Here is an 18,768-nt window from a genome sequence, read left to right on the forward strand (position 1 = left end):
GGGCAAACACTGGGCTCTCACAAGAAGAGGCCGCCTCGGCGAGGCGGCCTCTGGATGCGTGTGAACGCTGGGGGTCCGCCGTCAGGCGGCCCACCACTGCTGCAAGGTCAGGTTGTTCACGCGCACAGCATAGATCAGGCGAACATCTCGGCCAACAGCTCCGGTCCGATCACGATCGGCTCGGGGCGGTAGCCGGGCGGGGGCGTGCCTTTCAGCTCGCGGACCAGGAAGTCCCAGCAGCGGCCGCGGACGTAGGCCAGGCAGTCGAGGAACGCGTGCTCAGCACCCGGTACGACGAGCAGCTCGAAGTCCTTGTTCGCCACGATCAGCCGGTCGGCCAGCCGCAGCGTGTGGTCCGGGTGGACCTGGTCGTCCATCTCGCCGTGGACCAGGAGCAGCTTGCCCTCCAGCCGGTCCGCGATCTGCACGTTCGAGGAGCGGGCCCACGCCTCCGGGTTGTCGGCGCCGTCGTACGCCTCGGCGAAGCCCGCGTTGAAGAAGTGCGGTTCGTGCGAGCCGGACAGGGCGACCCCGACCTTGTACGTCGCCGCGTGGTCGAGCATCGCCCGCGCCGCCGCGAACCCGCCACCGGAGTGACCGAACGCGCCCACCCGGTCCAGGTCCATCCACGGCCGGGTGGCGGCCAGCTGCTGCAGTGCGGCGACGTGGTCGTCCAAGGAGCCCGCGTCACCCAGGTGCCCGTACGACGCGTCGTGGAACGCCTTGCTCCGTCCGGGAGTGCCACGGCCGTCCAGCGCGACCACCACGAAGCCCAGTGCGGCAAGGGGGTCCGCGTCGAGACCCATGCCGCCTGGGTCGAAGCACGGCGCGACCCGGGTGACCTGCGGGCCGGGGTAAAGGGTGTCGACGATCGGGTACCGCTGGTCCGACTCGAACCCGTGCGGCCGGTACAGCACGCCGTAGATGTCGGTCTCGCCGTCGGCGGCCTTGACGCGGAACCGCTCCGGCGCCGTCCAGCCGGTCGCGACGAGCTTGCTGATGTCCGCGCGCTCCAGCTCGACCAGCACCCGGCCGTCCCAGCCGCGAGCGGTGATCACCGGCGCGGTGTCGACGGTGGAGGCGTTGTCGATGAAGTACTGCTGGTTGGCCGAGACCGTGACGATGTGGTCGAGCTCGTCGTCGGTGACCTTGGCGAAGCCGGAGCCGTCCAGGCCGACCCGGCAGACCGTACGCCGGTACGGGTCCTCGGCGACCAGGCCGGACGCGGTGAAGTAGACGACCCGCTCGGACTCGTCGACGTGCAGGATCTGCCGCACGGCCCACTCGCCGGACGTGATCTGGCCGAGCAGCTCGCCGGTGCTCACGTCGTACCGGTAGAGGTGGCCCCAGCCGTCGCGTTGCGAGTACCAGAGCACCTCGTCGGCCAGCGTCTTGACGATCGGTGCTTCGGTCATGAACTGGTTGGGCTCGACCCGGGTGTCGCCGGACTCGCTGATCACCGTGGTGACCTCGCCGGTTGCGGGGTCCATCCGGTGCAGCGTGAGGGTGTGCAGGTCGCGCGGCCGGCTGAGGTAGTAGACCGCCGAGCCGTCCGAGGCCCACCACGCCCACTGGGCGGTGACCGGCGACATCACCGGCGTCAGCAGCGGTTCGGCCTGGGCGCGGACCACGTTGCCGTCGGCAACATTCAGGACGACCAGCTCGGACAGCGGCAGGTGCTCGTCACCGGCGTACGGGAAGCGCTGGGTGTGGACCGTCGGCGCGCTGCCGTCGGCGGGCCTGGACTCCAGGAGATGGGTCTGGCGGACGTGACGCTCGTCGGTCCGGTGCGTGAGCACCTTCGTCGAGTCGGGCGACCAGGCGACCGCGGGCGGCAGGTAGGGGATGCCGAGCTTGCGCAGCAGCGTCGGGTTGGCGGTGGAGGACGGGCCGGCGCCGTACTGGTAGTCGGCGTCGCCGTCGGTGGTCAGGGCCCACTCGCTGTCGGCCGAGACCGCCCACAGGTCGTGGCCTCGGCGGGAGACCGCGAACTTGCCGTCGGGTGACGGTACGTCGAGCGGGTTGGCGGACGGACTGCCCGGTGCGGTGGTGGCGGGCGGCTCGGTGACGGTCTCGCGGGTTCCCGCGGCCGGGTCGACCAGGACGATGCGGTGCTCGGTGCCGGTGTTCACGGCGTACCAGAAGCGGGTGCCGCCGTCGATCCACTGCGGCCGGACCTTGTCGCCGACAACGAGTTCACCCGGGCGGGCCGGGCGGCGGAGCAGCTGCTCCGCCGCTTGGTAGTCCTGCGTGCTGGTCATGTCCTGGTTGTCCTTTGCGTGAGTGCTTCAGAGGGTGTGGGCGGTGATGTCGCCCTTGGTGGTGGTCGCCTTGATGGTCAGGTCGGTCTCGCCGCTGTTCTTCAGCGAGTTCTGGACCCGGCCGAGGGTGGTGCCGGCGTCCAGCGCCGCCGAGGCCGCGGAGCCGACCGAGATGTCGCCCGCCTGGGTGGTCAGGACGACGGTGCCGCTGACCGCCTCGTCGATCGTGAGGTCGCCCTGCATCGTGGTGATCTCGCCGGAGCCGTTGAGGCGACCGACCGAGACGTTGCCGGCCTTGGTGGTGAAGCGGACGCTCGCGGCCTCGTCGACCTTGATGTCGCCCTGCTCGCCGTCGAAGGCCACGGCGCCGAACCGGCCGACGGCGCGGAACTCGGCGGCGGCCGCCTTCGCGTCGACCTGCGAACCGGTCGGCAGCTGGACGGTGACCTCGATCGAGCCGGAGCTGCCGAGGATCTGGTTCCTGGCCGAGGCGACGATCCGCAGCACGCCGCCGGCGTACTGGACCGTGGTCTGCTCGGCGACCTTGACGTCGCGGCTCTTCGAAGCGTCGGCCGGGCGGACCTCGACGGTGGTGTCGGCGCGGTCGGCGGCGATGAACTGGACCCGGCCGGCCGGGATGTCGAGGACGGTGGTGATCGGGGCGGTGGTGTCGAACTTCTGCATGATGTTCTCCGGGTTCGGGTTGGTGTTTCTGATGATGGAAACGCTACGTTGCGTTCATGGATTGCGCAACGTCGATTTCTGAGGTGTGAGGTGTTTATGCAGGTCAAAGCCACTATTTCGTTGCGCAGGCTTGGAATCTAACGCAACAGGGGTTCGAGGTTGCGTTGCGTTGGGATGGAAGTGAACGCACCGGCGGGCGTGTCCGGCGGGCCGCCGCTAAGGTCGTGGGCATGAGTGGTGAGGCGATGCTGGTGTTCGACGAGGGGCTGACGGCGTACGACTTCGGGCACGGGCATCCGATGAGCCCGGTGCGGGTCGACCTGACCGTCAAGCTGGCCCGGGCCCTGGGCGTGCTGGACCAGCTGAAGGTGGTCCCGGCGCCGACCGCGTCCGACGACCTGCTGCGGACGGTGCACACCGCGGAGTACGTCGCTGCGGTGCAGCGCGCCGGCGAGAATCCCGACGTACCGGACCTTCGGCACGGACTCGGGACCGACGACACCTACTGCTTCCCGGGCATGCACGACGCCTCGGCCCACGTCGTCGGCGCGTCCGTCGAGGCCGCGCGCGCGGTCTGGGAGGGCGAGGTGCTGCACGCGGCGAACATCGCCGGCGGGCTGCACCACGCGATGCGCGCGCAGGCCAGCGGCTTCTGCGTCTACAACGACCCCGCGGTCGCGATCCAGTGGCTGCTCGACCACGGCGCCCGGAAGGTTGCCTACGTCGACGTGGACGTGCACCACGGCGACGGCGTCCAGGCGGTCTTCTACGACGACCCGCGCGTCCTCACCGTCAGCCTGCACGAGTCGCCGACCACGCTCTTCCCAGGCACCGGTACGGCGGGGGAGACCGGCGGGCCGGGAGCCGAGGGGAGCGCGGTCAACATCCCGCTGCCGCCGGGGACGGGCGACGCGGGCTGGTTGCGGGCGTTCCACGCGATCGTCCCGGACGTGGTGAAGGCCTTCCAGCCCGACGTACTGGTGACCCAGCACGGCTGCGACTCCCATGTCGAGGACCCGCTCGCCCACCTGACCAAGACCGTCGACGGCCAGCGGGCGGCGTACGCGGCACTGCACGACCTGGCGCACGAGGTGTGCGAGGGCAAGTGGATCGCGACCGGAGGCGGCGGCTACGCGATCATCGAGGTTGTCCCGCGCGCCTGGACGCACCTGCTGGCGATCGTCGCGGGCAAGCCGGTCGAGCCGACGACGGCGGTGCCGGAGTCGTGGCGCGAGGAGGTCCGGATCCGGTACGCGCGGGTCGCGCCGTCGCGGATGACCGACGGTAACGACGGCTCGTACGAGTCCTGGGCGAACGGGTACAACCCCGACACCTGGCTCGACCGGTCGATCAAGGCGACCCGCGACGTGTCGTTCCCGCTGCTCGGGCTCGATCCGACGTACTGATCCTCGCTGAATCGAGCGTTGGAACGAGCCGGCGAGCGAGTCACACCAGACACCCTCTTTCCCATTCGTACCATCAGCCACTACGCTCGGTTCATGCACGGGCGGAGGTGCCGGAGGGGAAGCCGGCGCACGATCCGTGCTGGAAGTGCGGTGCGTTATGGCATCAAAGAAGTCCGGCGGTGAGCAGCCGCTCGCCGAGGTGAAGTTCCTGACCGTGGCTGAAGTCGCCACGGCCATGCGCGTGTCCAAGATGACGGTGTACCGGTTGGTGCACTCCGGCGAACTGCCCGCGGTGCGGGTGGGTCGGTCGTTCCGGGTGTCGGAGGACGCGGTGCACGACTACCTCAAGGGCGCCTTCTTCCAGGCCGGATAACTACGAGAAGCACAGCGGCCGGAATCCTCCCGAGGACCGGCCGCTGCGCCTTGCCCTGCGCGGTCTCGTACGGCGGACGCCGCCTCGGATCCCGGCCCCGGCCTTCTGTCCCCCCGGGCCCCCGGCCCCCCGGGCCCCGGCCCCCCGGGCCCCGGCCCTCTGCCCCCGGCTCTCTGCCCACGGCCCCGGCGCCGCTTAGGCTGCCGGGGTGCCTGAGATCCCTCCGCGGCAGGTTCGCGCGGACTTCGACGAGACCAGCCTGACCGTCTACCAGGCCTACTCCCCGGCGATCGCCGAACCGGCGCTCGCGGCCGGCCGGTTCGTGCCGCCGTTCAAGCCCGACCGGATGACCTGGATCAAGCCGTCGTTCCTGTGGATGATGTACCGCTGCGGCTGGGCGACCAAGCCCGGCCAGGAGCGCGTCCTGGCGGTCCGGCTCAGCCGCTCGGGGTTCGACAGCGCGCTCGCGGCGTCGTACCTGAGTCACTTCGACCGCAAGGTGCACGCGAGCCAGGAGGAGTGGGCGGCCGGCGTACGGCGGACGTCGGTGCGCGTGCAGTGGGACCCGGAGCGGTCGCTGCGGCTCGAGCGGCTCGATCACCGGTCGATCCAGATCGGGTTGAGCGGGCCGGCGGTGCACTCCTACGTGAACGAGTGGATCGTCGGGCTGACGGACGTCACGGATCTGGCTGGGCGCATCCACGCCGCCGTACGGGCTGGTGAGCTGGAGGCCGCCCAGGCGATGGTCCCTGGCGAACGCCCCTACCCCCTCCCGCCGGAGGCCGTTGCCGCGGTCAGCGCTTCAGCAGGTCCCTCAGAATCTCGGTGATCTCCTTCGGCGACTCCTCGGCCATGAAGTGGCCGCTGGTTGTCGTGCTGTGCGCAAGATCGGGCGCCCAGGCACGCCACCGCTCGGCGGCGTCGAAGCCGAGCGCGCTGCCCCAGTCCTGCTGCACCACGGACACCGGCATCGTGAGTTGGTGTCCGGCCGCGAGATCCGCCTCGTCGTGCCGTACGTCGACGCCCGCGCTCGCGCGGTAGTCCGCCACGATCGACGGCACCGCTCCCCGGCAGGCATCCAGGTACGCCGTCCGCACGTCCGCCGGAATCGCCGCGGGGTCCTTCACCCAGAGATCCAGGAAGTACCCGAAGAACACGTCCGAGCTGGCCGCGATCATCGTCTCGGCCAGACCAGGTGGCTGAGCCATCAGGTACAAGTGGAACCCGACCGCGGCCGACGTCCCCTGCATCACCGACCACATGTCGAGCGTCGGCAGCACGTCCAGACTGGCCAGGTGGGTCACAGCATCCGGGTGATCCATCGCCGCCCGGAACGCGACGAGCGCACCCCGGTCGTGCCCAGCCAGCGCGAACCGCTCGTACCCGAGCTCCCGCGCCACCGCGACGATGTCGGCCGCCATCGTCCGCTTGGAGTAGGTGTCCTCCCCATCCTCCGCCGGCTTGTCACTGTCGCCGTACCCACGCAGATCCGGGCAGATCACGGTGTGCTCACTCGCCAGCTCCACCGCGACATGCCGCCACATCAAGTGCGTCTGAGGAAACCCGTGCAACAACACCACCGGACTCCCGCCCCCACCCACCGCCACATTCAGCGCGACCCCCTCAGCCACATCCACGCGCCGATACTCGAACCCTGCGATCCCACTCATCAGACTCCCATCACCAAACACCAGTACGCCGCCGAGCCTGCCCGCCACGAATGAGCATCCGATGAGCAAGCCCACCCCCGGCCTTCCCATGCCACCCGCGGGCCTCCGCTCCGCCTCGCCCCCCACCTCCTGCGGGGCTGCGCTCCCCGAGCGCTCCTTCCCGCACCCACTGCGCGCTGGCCCGCGCCACCGGCGAGCCTCGTCCGCCTCTTGCGCACTGATCGGTCGGCGCCCCAACCGCCCCTGTTCCCGCCGCGCACCGAGCGCTGCTCGTACTCTTCTCTCCCGCCGACCCCGCGCGCTCCCGCGGCGCCCGCCCCGCGGCGCCCGCCCCGCGGCCCCGGCCCGCGGGCCCGCTCGCACGCGCGCACCCGCCCTGCGCTGCCGCCCGGTCACCTCTCCACCACCATGTCCGGGCGCCAGCGCGGCACACCTAGTACGGGGCGCGCGCCCACGGCCAGCATCCGAGCCTCGCCTCTCGCCCATGCTTCGCCCGTGTCCGTCTCGCACCGCCGCCACCCGGGGATCCGCCTCGTGCCGTGTCCGGTCCGCCCCGTCGCCACCCGGAGGCCTGCCTCGTACGGCGTCCCGCCCTGCAGCCGCCCGTGCATCAGCGTCGTACGGCGCGCCCGCCCTGGCCCCTGCCGCCGCCGTCCGGTGGCCGGCCTCGCGCCTGTTCCGTTTGCCCCCGCCCTGCTGCCGCCCGGAGGGCCGGCTCGTATCGCGGGCCCACCCCCTCGCCTCGCCGAGCTTCTCGTGTTCAGCGCTGTGGTCACGCTCGGCGGATCGCGTCCTCGTGGTCTAGCGTCCGAAGAACTCTCATGGGTCCGAAGGATCGTGCTCTATAGCCTCGGGTTCTTCGGACGTGTTGAGGTTCTTCGGACGCTCGGGGTCGGCCGGCCTCGGGGCTGGCGCTCGCTCGGGGCTTCCGGGTTCGAGGGTGGGGAGCGCTAGCGTGGGTGGGGTGAGTGATGAACCGCGCGTGGGGGCTGGGGGTGCGACGTTCGGCGTGCTGGGGGCGGTTGTTGCTTGGGGCAAGGGTGGGGAACTGCTGGCGTTGAAGGGGCCTCGGCATCGGGCGGTGCTGGGGCGGTTGATCGTCGCGCGCGGGCGGGTGGTGCCGGTCGACGTACTGGTGGACGACCTCTGGATCGCCCCGCCGGCTGGTGCGGTGAGTGCTGTGCGGACGTTTGTCGCGGCACTTCGGCGAGTGTTGGAGCCTGAGCGGGCGGCTCGGGCTGAGCCTCGGGTGCTGGTGACTGAAGGGCCGGGGTATGCGCTGCGGCTTCCGGGGGAGGCGGTGGATGCGTGGCGGTTCGAGGCGGCGGTTCGGGCTGAGGTTGGGGTTGAGGAAGCGCTCGCGTGGTGGCGCGGGCCGGCGTACGCGGATTTCTCGGAGCAGGGGTGGGCCCGGGCAGAGCGCGGGCGGCTGACCGAGTTGCGGTTGCAGGCTGTTGAGCAGGTTGCGGCTGCGCGGTTGAGTGCTGGGCGGGCGGCGGAGGCGGTGCCTGACTTGGATGCGCATGTCACCGAGCACCCTTGGCGTGAAGAGGCCTGGCGGTTGCTGGCGTTGGCCTTGTATCGAACAGGTCGGCAGAGGGATGCGCTTGATGTACTCCGGCGAGCTCGTTCGTTGCTGGTCGATCAGTTGGGCATCGACCCGGGGCCGGCTCTCCGGCAACTGGAAACCGACATCCTGCGCCAGGCCGACCACCTCGCGGAGTTGCCCGCTCGCGAGGCGGTCGGGCCCGGGATCGACGCGGCGACTGGGACTGCTGCGGGTGAGGCGAGTGTCTGGGACCGCGCGGTGGCGGCGTACGAGCAAGGCGTGGGCGCGCGGGCGCGGTTGGAGTCGACCGTGGGATTGCTGCGGAGCTTGGCGATTACGGGAGGCCAGGGCCTGGTGGCGGCTCGCGAGCATCGGCTCGCGGCGATCACCGCCGCGGAGGAACTCGGCGATCCTGAACTGACAGCCCGGGTGATCGGCGCGTACGACGTACCAGCGATTTGGACGCGTTCGGACGACGAGGACCAAGCCGCCGCCGTCGTTGCTGCAGCATGGCGCACTCTCGCCGCGCTCGACCACCGCGCGGCCGAAGCGGAACCAGGTGTGGAACCGGTTGCCGCGACACCTCTGCAGGCGCGGTTGTTCGCGACGATCGCGATGGAGTCGCGGGGGAGCGGTTCGCCCCAGGCGCAAAGGGCAGCGCTGGCCGCAGTTGAGCTCGCCCGCATGCTCGACGATCCCGGCGTCCTCGCGTTCGCGCTCAACGGCCTGTTCTTGCAGACGTTCTACCGCACCGGCCTCGCACCCGAGCGCGACGCGATCGGCGTGGAGCTGATCGATCTCGCCGGCAAGCACGGACTCACGACGTACGAAGTCCTCGGCCACCTCATCCGCATCCAATCCCGAAGCGCCCTCGGCGACTACAACACCGCCGACCGCCACGCAGCAGCAGCCAACCAGCTCGCAGCGAAGCACGAGACACCTTTGGTCAGCGTCTTCACCCGCTGGTACGGCGTACTGCGTGACCCCAGCGAAGAGGCCTACCGGGACGCCGCGAAGCTGCTCGACGGCGCCGGAATGCCTGGCCTGCAAGGGGGTCTGCTCGAGCTTGCCGTCCTGACCGTCAGGCTCGATCGGAGTCCATTGGACGCCGACGCGGACTACGGCCCCTACGAACCATGGGTGCGTCCGCTCCTGACCGGCGAAGGCCTGGACGCTGTCCCGGACCCACCCAAGGACCTGCTGCAAGAGCTCCTCTGGGTCCTGCTCGCCGAAGCAGCACTTGCCCAAGGCAACAACCAGGCCGCCGAAAGAGCCGAGCAGGCACTCCAGCCGGCGGTAGCCGAGGAGACAGCCGGTAGCGGCCTGATCACCCTCGGTCCCGTCGCGGAAATCCTCGATCGCCTGCGGACCCGTCGTACAGCAGACTGAGCCGCATGACGACGAGGTACGGCGGTCCTGGGGTGCGGATCGTGGGGGACGGGCTGGTGCTGCGGGAGTGGGAGCGCGGCGACCTGGCGGCGATGTCCGAGCTGTTCGACAACCCGGAGGTCGCGTACTGGACCCCGCTGCGCACCCCGTTCGACGTGGAAGCGGCCGAGGCGTACTACGACGCCGCGCACACCGACAACGGCCGGACCCACCTCGCGATCACCACCGACGGCGAGCAGCCGCTCGGTGAGGTGATGGTGAACGAGAAGACCGGCTCCCTCGGGTACGTCGTCGGTCAGGCCTACCGGGGCCAGGGCCTCGCCGTACGCGCCCTGACCCTGCTGACTGACTACGCCCACGGCGAGCTCGGTCTGCCCCGGCTGATCCTCGAGATCGAGCCCGACAACGAAGCGAGCAAGTCGGTCGCCGCCCGGACCGGCTACGCCCTCACCGACCTCCCGCCGACCAGGTTGATGGAGAAGGGCCGCGACCTCCAGCTCCTCACCTGGGAGCACCTGGCCTGAGCCGAGCCCGTACGGCGAACGCCCCCGGCACCGGCCCGCCTCCCGGCTCCGTGACGTGGTCGAGCACGAGCCCCGCCGCGAAGAACGCGTTGAGAACCTCGGCCAACGGCGTGTGGCGCATCCCCACCGTCCCGCGGATCCCGTCGCCGGCCCACCACGCCGACGGCTGGTGCCAGCCCGATTGCCGGTACGTCGGGTGCGCCAGCCGCCCGCCGTCGTCCTGGTACTCGACGTGCGGCCCGTTGAAGCACGGGTGAACCCCGTAGAAGTAGAAGACCCCGTCCGGCCGCAGCACCCGCGCGATCTCCCGCAGCGTCCCGGCGAAGTCGTCCAGGTCCGTCGAGATCCACAGCGCCAGTACGTCGTCGAAGCTCTCCGCCGCGAACGGCAGCCGGGCCGCGTCGCTCTCGACCAGCGGGACGTCGCCCTTCGTCCGCGCGAACCGCAACTGGTCCGACGACCGGTCCAGTCCGAACACCCGCCGGCCGGTCTCCGCGATCATCGCGAAGTAGTTCCCCGTCCCGCACCCCAGATCCAGGCACAACCGTCCTTCTCCCGGCCCGAGCAACTCGAGCAGGTCCTCCCTGTTGTCCTCGGCCCAGTTCGTGCTGCGGGCGGCGTACCAGTCGGCGACTCCGTTGTAGCGAGCTCTCATAGCTCCTTCCTACCCACTCCCAGGCACCTCACTTAGGTGACCAGCAGACTTGCAGGTAGGCTTTGCCGACGCTCTCTTTAAGTTTGGAAGGTCCAACTGTGGGTTCGGTAATCAAGAAGCGCCGTAAGCGTATGGCGAAGAAGAAGCACCGCAAGCTGCTGAAGAAGACGCGGGTGCAGCGCCGCAAGCTCGGCAAGTAAGCAGTTCCAGCCGCTCTGGTCACCAGAGCGGCGTTGTGCGGGGTTGCTGTCTGGCTGGGGGTCACTCGTGGCACAGGTAGTGATGGTTACCGGCGTCTCACGAGACGCCGGCGCTCGGTGTGCGCGGCGACTGGCCGCGGACCCGTCCATCGGGACCGTGATCGGAATCGATGTGGTTCCGCCACGGGCCGAGCTCGGCCGGGTCCGGTTCGTCCGGGCCGATATTCGCAACCCCGTGATCGCCAAGGTCATCGCCGGTGAGGACGTCGACACTGTCGTCCACACGGGCGTGGTGGCGACCCCTGGCAGTGCCGGCGGCCGGTCGTCGATGAAAGAGATCAACGTCATCGGCACCATGCAGTTGCTCGCCGCGTGCCAGAAGGCACCCGGCCTGCGCAAGCTGGTGGTCAAGTCGTCGACCACGGTGTACGGCGCGGGTCCGCGGGACCCGGCGATGTTCACCGAGGAGATGGCGCCGCGGGCGACCCACCACACCGGGTTGAGCAAGGACGCCGTCGAGGTCGAGGGCTACGTGCGCGGGTTCGCCCGGCGCCGTCCCGACGTGACCGTCAGCACTCTGCGGATGGCCAACTGGATCGGCCCGCAGACCGACTCCCCGATCACCCGCTACTTCGCGATGCCGGTCGTCCCGACCGTCTTCGGGTACGACGCCCGCCTGCAGTTCCTGCACGAGAGCGACGGCGTCGAGGCGATCCACCACGCGACCGTCGAGGACCTCCCGGGCACGTTCAACCTGGCCGGCGACGGGGTTCTCGTGCTGTCCCAGGCGATCCGCCGGCTCGGCCGGCCGGTTGTCCGGCTGCCTTCTTTCACCGCGTCGAGCACGGCGGCCGTCGTACGGCGTGCGCGGCTGGCCGACTTCTCGCCGGACCAGATCACCTTCCTGACCTACGGCCGCGCGGTGGACACGACCCGGATGCGGACCGAGTTCGCCTTCGAGCCGCAGTACACGACGGCGGAGGCGTTCGACGACTTCCGCGCCTCGATCGGTACCGGCGCGATGACCGCGGCCTCGAAGCTGCTGACGGCCGGACTGGGGGCACTGCGTGGCTGACGCCGACGTCATCCCGATCGGCTCCGGCGGCCGTCCCGGCCGCGGCAGCGCCCGGCGTACGACCCCATCGGCCGCGGCGCGCTCGCTGGCGGGGAAGAACTCGAGGGCCGCAAAGGATCGCGCCCCGGAGCCTGAGCAGAGCGAGACGCCCGGCGCCCTCGGCGAGCCCTGGATCGTCGGCGAGCAGGCGAGCCCGGCCAACGCCGATTCCGCAGCCCCCGACTTCGTTGCGTTCGAGCGCATGGTGCGGGACCTGTTCGGGACCGCGGGGGAGGAGAAGGTCGCCGAGCTGCTGGCCTTCGTCCGGCGCCGGCTGACCGGCGACTACGAGGTCGACGAGTTCGGGTACGACGCCGAGCTGACCGACCAGGTGCTGCTCTCGGTGCTCCGCCCGCTGGCGGAGAAGTGGTTCCGGGTCGAGGTGCGTGGCATCGAGAACATCCCGGACACCGGCAGCGCGCTGATCGTCGCCAACCACTCCGGCACGATGCCGCTGGACGGCCTGATCACCCAGCTGATCATCGCCGACCACACCAACCGCCCGCTGCGCACGCTCGCCGCGGACCTGGTCTTCCGGACGCCGTTCGTCGGCGAGATGTCCCGCAAGGGCGGCGCGACCCTGGCCGGCAACGACGACGCCGAGCGGCTGCTCCGCGCGGGCAACCTGGTCGGCGTCTGGCCGGAGGGCTTCAAGGGCCTCGGCAAGCCGTTCAGCGAGCGGTACAAGCTGCAGCGGTTCGGGCGCGGCGGCTTCGTCAGCGCGGCCATGCGGACCGGCGTACCGATCGTTCCCTGCTCGATCGTGGGCGCCGAGGAGATCTACCCGTTGGTCGGCAACATCGCGTCGCTCGCCCGGCTGGTCGGCGTCCCGTACATCCCGGTCACGCCGTTCTTCCCGCTGCTCGGCCCGCTCGGCCTGATCCCGCTGCCGTCGAAGTGGCTGATCGAGTTCGGCGAACCGATCCGCACCGACGACTTCCCCGAGGGCGCCGCCGACGACCCGATGCTCGTCTTCAACGTCACCGACCAGGTCCGCGAGACGATCCAGCAGACCCTCTACAGCCTGCTCATGCAACGCCGCAGCGTCTTCTTCTGAGCGCCGGATGAGCGAGGCTCAGCCGGAGGAATCGCCGTACGAGGAGCCACTGACCGGTGGCAACGTCGCTGACGCGGTGGTCCGAGTCGGTACGACGGTCCGCAAGCCGATCACCCCCGCCACCGCCGCCGTCGAAGCGGTCCTCACCCACCTGCACCAGGTCGGTTTCTCGGCAGCTCCCCGCACGCTCGGCCGGGACGACCAGGGCCGGCACGTCCTCGAGTGCATCCCTGGCGCGCTCGCCGACACCCTGCCCGCGTTCACCGCGCAGGAGTTGCGTCGACTCGGCGCGCTGATCCGCGAGCTCCACGACGTAATGGCGACCTTCACCCCACCCGCCGACGCCCAGTGGACCGTGGCGATCCCCGACCCGACCGGCGGTCAGCTCATCTGCCACCACGATCTGGCCCCGTGGAACCTGGTGATCGACGGCGACCGCTGGACCTTCATCGACTGGGACGGCGCCGGCCCCGGTTCGCCCCTCTGGGACCTCGGGTACGCCGCCCACGGCTTCGTCCCGCTGGTCCCCGGCGGAGTCCCCGCCGCCGACGCGCCCAGGCTGCGCGCCCTCGCCGACGGTTACGACCTCGACGACGATCTCCGCCGGGAGTTCCCCGCGATGATCGCCGCCCACACCCGTGGCATGTTCGACCTGCTCACCTGCGGCGCTCGAACCGGCGTACAACCCTGGTCCCGCCTCCACGCCGAAGGTCACGCCGACCACTGGGGCCCAGCCGCCGACTACATCGAGACTCACCACGCGACCTGGCTCGCCGCCCTAGCGCGGGATAAGAGGTAACCCGATCACCACCAGCACGACGGCCAGCACCGCCGTCAGCACATGGAACAACACCTCGAACCGATCTCCCTGACCACTGCTCTCCACCATCAGCCGATCGCCCGCACGCCCCATACCCCGTACATGTCCACCACCCCACCAAACGTTCCACCCCCCAGGCCAAGGCCCCGACTCCGGGGACCGCGGACAAGAAGCAGGGACCGCGAACCAGAACCGGCGACCGCGAACACCAACCGGGGACCGCGAACACCAACCGGGGACCGTGAACACCAACCGGGGACTGTGGACACCGAACGGGGGCCTGGGACAGGGCATGACCTGTGCGCGGTCCCCGTTTCCTGTTCAAGGTCCCCGCTGAGGGAGGGGCCCTCGGCTTGGGGGCAGACGAAGGGCCTCCGCACGGGTGGCCCGCGAGAGCCCGGCGGGCAAATGCAAAGAGCCCCGGCCGACAGGATGTCGACCGGGGCTCTTCGGAGTACTGCGGGTGCTACTTCCAGGGAGGCAGCAGAGTCTGGATCACGCCGGGCAGGTTGATCGTCGGCAGTGGCAGGCTCAGGGTGGGGAACGGCCAGGGCCAGCTCGGCGTTCCGGGGGTGGGCAGGGTCGGGACCGTCGGCCCGGACGGTGTCGTCGTCGGGGTGCCGGTCGGCTGGTTGCCGGGCGGGGTGAGCAGCTTGGTCGGCTGCGTCGTGTTCCGCTCCTCCACCTTGGTGGTGTCCGGTACGTCGGTCGGGGCCGTGCTCGGCTTCGCGCTCGGCTTGGCCGACGGGACCGTCGTCGGGCCCGACTTGACCGGGTCCTCGGGGTCGTTGGGGTCGTTGGGGCGGCCGTTGGGCTGCTCCGTGGTCGGCTGGACCGCGTTCTTCGCCGGCTTCGGCTGGTCGCACTTGGGGCAGGCCAGCGTGGTGTGCCGGGTCAGTTCGTCGATCGTCGTGACCGCCTCGACGGCGGCCTTCAGCGAGTCCGGGGGCAACTTCGGTGCGAGCTCACCCATGGCCTGGCGGGCGCTGGTGATGAACGTCGTGATCGCCTGGATCGAGCTGGGGTCGTCGTCCTGCTGGTACGACGCGACGAGCCGGGACACGCCCTTGCGGGCCTGCTCCGAGAACAGGCCGAGCGTGCTGTCGACGGCGGCGACGTCGCTGCTGCCACCGTTCGACACCAGCGCGTCCACCTCGGACAGCCTGGTCATCGCGTGCTCGAGATCACGTCGGCCGCGGGAGTCGTCCCCCACGCTGACGTTGGTCGAGACGTTCTCGATGCCGCGCTTCATCCCGTACAGCGTGTCGCCGGGCATCGCCTGCTGGGCGGCGGCAGCGGAACCGATGCCACCTCCGAGCAGGACGAGCGCGGCGGTGCTCGCCACCAGCCGGATCCTCCGGCCGGGGCGATGACGGATCGGTGTCACGGACGCCTCGTCGTCCTCGCGGGGCGGCAAGTCCTCGTCGTCGTCCGGCGAGCTGTGCACCACGGTCGGAGTCGTTGCCGCCCGGGCGGCCGCCTGCTCCAGCAGACGGTGCCTCAGTTCGGCACTGAACTCCGGTCGCGGTGCCACTGCCCCGGCGGTCCTCAGCCGCCCGGCCAGTTCCACAGCTTCCAGCAACTCAGGGTCATCGCTCAGTCGCGAAGAGTGACGGGGCCCGTGATCGACGGCGTGCGCGAATGCATCCGCGCGCGCTCGAGCCCTGGTTAAGTCACTCATGATTTCGTTCTCCTCAATGGTCCGTCGGGGTCACCGACGGGTCCTCACCAAGGAGAACGAGGAAAGTCGCTGACTGGTTACGGAAGACATTCGTTGTCATCCGTCTCACCTCAAGTCCTTGGGGATTACCTTCGCCAAGTGCCTGACGGCCCTCAACTGCAGTTGCTTGACCGCGCCTTCGGACTTCTCCAGCGCTTTGGCCGTTTCGGCGATCGACAGACCGGCGAAGAATCGCATGGTCAGGCAGTCGCGCTGCTCGTCCGGCAAGGCCGCGACGGCGTCCCGCAGCACCTCGGCGGTCGCGGCGGCCAGTACGTCGACCTCCGGCCCCTCGGTCTGCCGGTCGTGCGTCTCGATCTCGTCGGTGACCACCTCGAGCCGGACCCGGCCCGACTTGTAGTGGTCGGTGATCAGGTTGCGGGCGATCGTCACCAGCCAGGCACCGAAGTCCCGGCCCTGCCAGCGGAACGAGTCCAGCGCGCGCAGCGCCCGGACGAACGTCTCGCTGGTCAGGTCCTCGGCCAGGGCCGAGGACGACACCCGCGCGTAGATGTAGCGGTAGACCGTGAGCGAGTACTCGTCGTACAGCTCACCGAATGCACCGACGTCTCCAGCCTGGGCGCGATCGACGAGCTCTGCACGTCTCATCCCGTCCGGGCTCGGCTCCGGCGTCGTCAAGTTCTCTCCCCGTTTCAACTGGCACGTCTACGACTGGCACATCCCCGACTGAGACATCTACGGATGGCCACAGCGGCTGAGACAGCACCGAGCGTTACGCCTGAAGCACCCGCTGTCAACAGGAAGAGGCGCGTCGCCCTGCGTCCGGTCCGGTAGTCCCGGACCTGCCAGCCGGCTGACCGGGCGTGCTGCCGCAGCCTGCCGTCAGGGTTGATCGCCCACGGATTCCCCACCATTTCCAGCATCGGCAAGTCGTTCACCGAGTCCGAGTACGCCGAGCACGCGGTCAGGTCCAGCTCCTCGTGATCGGCCAGCGCCCGGACGGCTTCCGCCTTGGCCGGGCCGTGAAGAATATCGCCCACAAGTACACCTGTATAGACCCCGTCCTCGTGGGCTGCAACCGTTCCCAGCGCGCCGGTCAGACCGAGCCGCCGGGCCAGCACGCGGGCCACTTCGACCGGCGCGGCGGTGACCAGCCAGACCCGTTCACCGGCGTCCAGGTGCTGCTGCGTGAGCGCCTTCGTGCCGGGCCAGATCTTGTCCGCCATCAGTTCGTCGAAGATCTCCTCGACCAGGATCTCGACCTCCGAGACCCGGTGCCCGGCGATGAACGACAGCGCCGAGGAACGGGCCCGGGCGACCGAGTCGGGCGTCTCGCCGCGCAACCGGAAGGCGAGCTGCTGCCAGCCCTTGGCGGCGATCTCGGCGAACGTGAAGAACCGGCGCCGGTACAGACCACGCGCCACGTGGTACATCGAGGCGCCCTGCAGCAGCGTGTTGTCGACGTCGAAGAACGCTGCGGCGTGGCTCACCGAGGGGGTCGCCAGAGCCGCTTCCAGCTCAGCCGCGGCCGCACTCGCCTCACCGGCCAGCACAGACCGGGCGCGTAGGTCCCTGGTCACTCTGAGCACCTTAACGGGAACATGACAGACTCGCCTGGTGAACTTCAACTTCGCGGATGTTCTTCGTGACACAGCGCGACGTCATGGGGAGCGTCTCGCGCTGGTCGACGGTGACCGGCGACTGACCTGGAGCGAGCTCGACGAGGCCGTCGAGCGGGCCGCCCACGGGTACGCCGGTGCGGGTCTCGTGCCCGGGTACCGGGTCGTCCTGCTGATGGCCAACAGCATCGAGTTCGTCACGTCCTACTTGGGATGTCTGCGCGCCGGCCTGGTCGCCGTACCGCTGAACACGGGGCTGACCAGGACCGAGATCGGCAACGTCGTGAAGCACTCGGGCGCCCGGCTGGTGATCGCCGACGGCGACCTCGCGGACAAGGTCGAGGGCGTCAGGGTGGTCCGGGCCGGCGAGCTCGACGGTCACGCTCCGTTGTCGCCGCAGACCGACCCGGAGAGCCTCGCGGTCCTGCTCTACACGTCCGGCACCAGCGGCGACCCGCGCGCCGCGATGCTCACCCACCGCGCCCTGGCCGCCAACGTCGAGAACCTGGCCGGCCTCGGCGAGGACCGGATGGGCCCCGAGGACCTCGTGCTCGGCGTGCTCCCGATGTTCCACGCGTTCGGCCTGAACGCCGTGCTCGGCTGGGCGATCGCCACCGGCGCCGCGCTGGTCGTCGACCAGCGCTTCGACTCGACCGGCACGTTGGACCTGATCAGCTCGTACGCCGTGACGCGGCTCCCGCTCGCGCCGCCGGCCCTGCACGCGCTGCTCGCCCGTGACGACCTCCGGGAGCGGCTCGCCTCGGTCAAGGTCGTGCTGACCGGCGCCTCCAGCCTCGACCGCTCGCTGGCCGACCGGTTCGAGCAGGCCACGGGCTTGTTCGTCCACCAGGGCTACGGCCTGACCGAGGCCTCCCCGGGCGTCACCACGACGCTCGGCGAGGACGAGCCGAAGCTCGGATCCGTCGGCCGCCCGCTGCCCGGTGTGGACCTGCGGATCGCCGACGACCAGGGTGAGGACGTCGAGGGCGACGACCCGGGCGAGATCCTGATCCGCGGCAAGAACCTGTTCTCCGGGTACTGGCCCGACGGCGCGGACGGCCCGGACGACGACGGCTGGTACCGCACCGGCGACGTCGGCTTCCTGGACGCCGACGGCGACCTCTACCTGGTCGACCGGCTCCGCGAGCTGGTCATCGTCAGCGGCTTCAACGTCTTCCCGAGCGAGGTCGAGGAGGTCTTGGTCGGCGCTCCCGGGGTCCGCGAGGCCGCGGTGATCGGCGTCCCGTCCGAGGAGACCGGCGAGGCGGTCAAGGCGTTCGTCGTACCGGCCACCGGTGCCTCGATCGACGTCGCCGACGTGCTCGAGTACGCCGGGCAGCGGCTGGCCCGCTTCAAGTGCCCGGTCGAGGTCGAGGTGGTCGACCACCTGCCGCACTCGGTCACCGGCAAGGTCGCGAAGGGCCGCCTCCGGGAGGCGGACCGGTGAGCGCACCACGCGTCACGCTGTACGGGAAACCCGGCTGCCACCTCTGCGAGGACGCCCAGGCGATCGTCGCCGCGGTCTGCGCCGAGCTCGGCGTGGAGTGGACCGAGATCGACGTCACGCAGGACCCCGCGCTGTTCCGCGAGTACGGCGAACAGATCCCGGTCACCTTCGTCGACGGCCGCCAGCACGACTTCTGGCGGGTCGACCCGGTCAGGCTGAAGAAGGCCTTGACAACGGCGTGAGTTTCGACGTGACGTCTGTCATGGGTCCCGTTGCCGATTTTGTTCTCACGTTCACAAGCTCCTAGAGTGGGGGTGTC

Annotated in this window: 18 protein-coding genes; 11 read left to right on the forward strand and 7 right to left on the reverse strand. The window is 70.1% G+C overall.

The window, feature by feature from the left end:
• Window positions 1–134 precede the first annotated feature (134 nt).
• Both ACLQ2O_RS06820 and ACLQ2O_RS06825 read right to left on the reverse strand, forming a co-directional pair.
• Window positions 135–2,261: a DPP IV N-terminal domain-containing protein gene (locus ACLQ2O_RS06820; RefSeq protein ID WP_425828330.1), complete on the reverse strand. Its 2,127-nt coding sequence runs from the start codon at window positions 2,259–2,261 to the stop codon at window positions 135–137.
• 27 nt (window positions 2,262–2,288) lie between these two features.
• A complete protein-coding gene (locus tag ACLQ2O_RS06825) occupies window positions 2,289–2,945 on the reverse strand; it encodes a DUF4097 family beta strand repeat-containing protein (protein WP_425828332.1) in 657 nt (218 codons plus the stop codon).
• A gap of 230 nt (window positions 2,946–3,175) precedes the next feature.
• Here ACLQ2O_RS06825 and ACLQ2O_RS06830 point away from each other — a divergent pair, with 230 nt between their 5' ends.
• From ACLQ2O_RS06830 to ACLQ2O_RS06840, 3 genes are all read left to right on the forward strand, one after another.
• Window positions 3,176–4,351 (forward strand): acetoin utilization protein AcuC, encoded by a 1,176-nt coding sequence (locus ACLQ2O_RS06830; protein WP_425828334.1) that lies wholly within the window; start codon window positions 3,176–3,178, stop codon window positions 4,349–4,351.
• Window positions 4,352–4,508: 157 nt separating this feature from the next.
• A complete protein-coding gene (locus ACLQ2O_RS06835; protein ID WP_012923942.1) occupies window positions 4,509–4,724 on the forward strand; it encodes a helix-turn-helix domain-containing protein in 216 nt (71 codons plus the stop codon).
• A 208-nt stretch (window positions 4,725–4,932) separates the two neighbouring features.
• Complete coding sequence (locus ACLQ2O_RS06840) at window positions 4,933–5,553, forward strand: DUF4291 domain-containing protein (RefSeq protein WP_425828337.1); 621 nt, start codon at window positions 4,933–4,935, stop codon at window positions 5,551–5,553.
• Here the strand turns inward: ACLQ2O_RS06840 and ACLQ2O_RS06845 are convergent.
• The gene (locus ACLQ2O_RS06845) at window positions 5,519–6,394 is read right to left on the reverse strand and encodes an alpha/beta fold hydrolase (protein ID WP_425828339.1); all 876 of its coding nucleotides are present in this window, start codon (window positions 6,392–6,394) and stop codon (window positions 5,519–5,521) included. The genes ACLQ2O_RS06840 and ACLQ2O_RS06845 overlap by 35 nt on opposite strands.
• Window positions 6,395–7,358: 964 nt before the next feature.
• On the opposite strand from ACLQ2O_RS06845, the gene ACLQ2O_RS06850 reads away from it, so the two are divergent.
• Together ACLQ2O_RS06850 and ACLQ2O_RS06855 are read left to right on the forward strand one after the other, a co-directional pair.
• On the forward strand, window positions 7,359–9,332 hold the full coding sequence (locus tag ACLQ2O_RS06850; protein ID WP_425828341.1) for an AfsR/SARP family transcriptional regulator: 1,974 nt from the start codon (window positions 7,359–7,361) through the stop codon (window positions 9,330–9,332).
• 5 nt (window positions 9,333–9,337) lie between these two features.
• Window positions 9,338–9,856 carry a GNAT family N-acetyltransferase gene (locus ACLQ2O_RS06855; protein WP_425828343.1) on the forward strand — a complete coding sequence of 173 codons (519 nt, stop codon included), beginning with the start codon at window positions 9,338–9,340 and terminating at the stop codon, window positions 9,854–9,856.
• Here the strand turns inward: ACLQ2O_RS06855 and ACLQ2O_RS06860 are convergent.
• Window positions 9,834–10,511 carry a class I SAM-dependent methyltransferase gene (locus tag ACLQ2O_RS06860; RefSeq protein ID WP_425828345.1) on the reverse strand — a complete coding sequence of 226 codons (678 nt, stop codon included), beginning with the start codon at window positions 10,509–10,511 and terminating at the stop codon, window positions 9,834–9,836. The two genes, ACLQ2O_RS06855 and ACLQ2O_RS06860, sit on opposite strands and share 23 nt — an antisense overlap.
• Before the next feature lie 98 nt (window positions 10,512–10,609).
• Here ACLQ2O_RS06860 and ACLQ2O_RS06865 point away from each other — a divergent pair, with 98 nt between their 5' ends.
• From ACLQ2O_RS06865 to ACLQ2O_RS06880, 4 genes are all read left to right on the forward strand, one after another.
• Window positions 10,610–10,711, forward strand: a complete 102-nt coding sequence (locus tag ACLQ2O_RS06865) for a 30S ribosomal protein bS22 (RefSeq protein ID WP_008356322.1) — start codon at window positions 10,610–10,612, stop codon at window positions 10,709–10,711.
• An 82-nt stretch (window positions 10,712–10,793) separates the two neighbouring features.
• Window positions 10,794–11,786 carry an NAD-dependent epimerase/dehydratase family protein gene (locus tag ACLQ2O_RS06870; RefSeq protein WP_425829087.1) on the forward strand — a complete coding sequence of 331 codons (993 nt, stop codon included), beginning with the start codon at window positions 10,794–10,796 and terminating at the stop codon, window positions 11,784–11,786.
• Window positions 11,779–12,882: a lysophospholipid acyltransferase family protein gene (locus ACLQ2O_RS06875; RefSeq protein WP_425828350.1), complete on the forward strand. Its 1,104-nt coding sequence runs from the start codon at window positions 11,779–11,781 to the stop codon at window positions 12,880–12,882. The genes ACLQ2O_RS06870 and ACLQ2O_RS06875 overlap by 8 nt, the downstream gene beginning before the upstream one ends.
• A 7-nt stretch (window positions 12,883–12,889) precedes the next feature.
• Window positions 12,890–13,681, forward strand: coding sequence for a phosphotransferase enzyme family protein (locus ACLQ2O_RS06880; RefSeq protein WP_425828352.1), 792 nt, complete (start codon window positions 12,890–12,892; stop codon window positions 13,679–13,681).
• Window positions 13,682–14,168: 487 nt separating this feature from the next.
• On the opposite strand, the gene ACLQ2O_RS06885 is transcribed toward ACLQ2O_RS06880, so the two are convergent.
• From ACLQ2O_RS06885 to ACLQ2O_RS06895, 3 genes are all read right to left on the reverse strand, one after another.
• On the reverse strand, window positions 14,169–15,236 hold the full coding sequence (locus tag ACLQ2O_RS06885; protein ID WP_425828354.1) for a DUF5667 domain-containing protein: 1,068 nt from the start codon (window positions 15,234–15,236) through the stop codon (window positions 14,169–14,171).
• 252 nt (window positions 15,237–15,488) lie between these two features.
• The gene (locus ACLQ2O_RS06890) at window positions 15,489–16,031 is read right to left on the reverse strand and encodes a sigma-70 family RNA polymerase sigma factor (protein ID WP_041289570.1); all 543 of its coding nucleotides are present in this window, start codon (window positions 16,029–16,031) and stop codon (window positions 15,489–15,491) included.
• Between the two features lie 44 nt (window positions 16,032–16,075).
• Complete coding sequence (locus tag ACLQ2O_RS06895; protein WP_425828357.1) at window positions 16,076–16,963, reverse strand: HAD family hydrolase; 888 nt, start codon at window positions 16,961–16,963, stop codon at window positions 16,076–16,078.
• 37 nt (window positions 16,964–17,000) lie between these two features.
• Here ACLQ2O_RS06895 and ACLQ2O_RS06900 point away from each other — a divergent pair, with 37 nt between their 5' ends.
• Entirely contained in the window at window positions 17,001–18,449 is a 1,449-nt protein-coding gene (locus tag ACLQ2O_RS06900; RefSeq protein ID WP_425828359.1) for a class I adenylate-forming enzyme family protein, read from the forward strand.
• On the forward strand, window positions 18,446–18,691 hold the full coding sequence (locus tag ACLQ2O_RS06905; protein ID WP_425828361.1) for a glutaredoxin family protein: 246 nt from the start codon (window positions 18,446–18,448) through the stop codon (window positions 18,689–18,691). The genes ACLQ2O_RS06900 and ACLQ2O_RS06905 overlap by 4 nt, the downstream gene beginning before the upstream one ends.
• The last annotated feature ends 77 nt before the right edge of the window (window positions 18,692–18,768 follow it).

Origin of the sequence: Kribbella sp. DT2, assembly GCF_049844575.1 — a bacterium.
In the GTDB taxonomy this organism is placed as follows: domain Bacteria; phylum Actinomycetota; class Actinomycetes; order Propionibacteriales; family Kribbellaceae; genus Kribbella.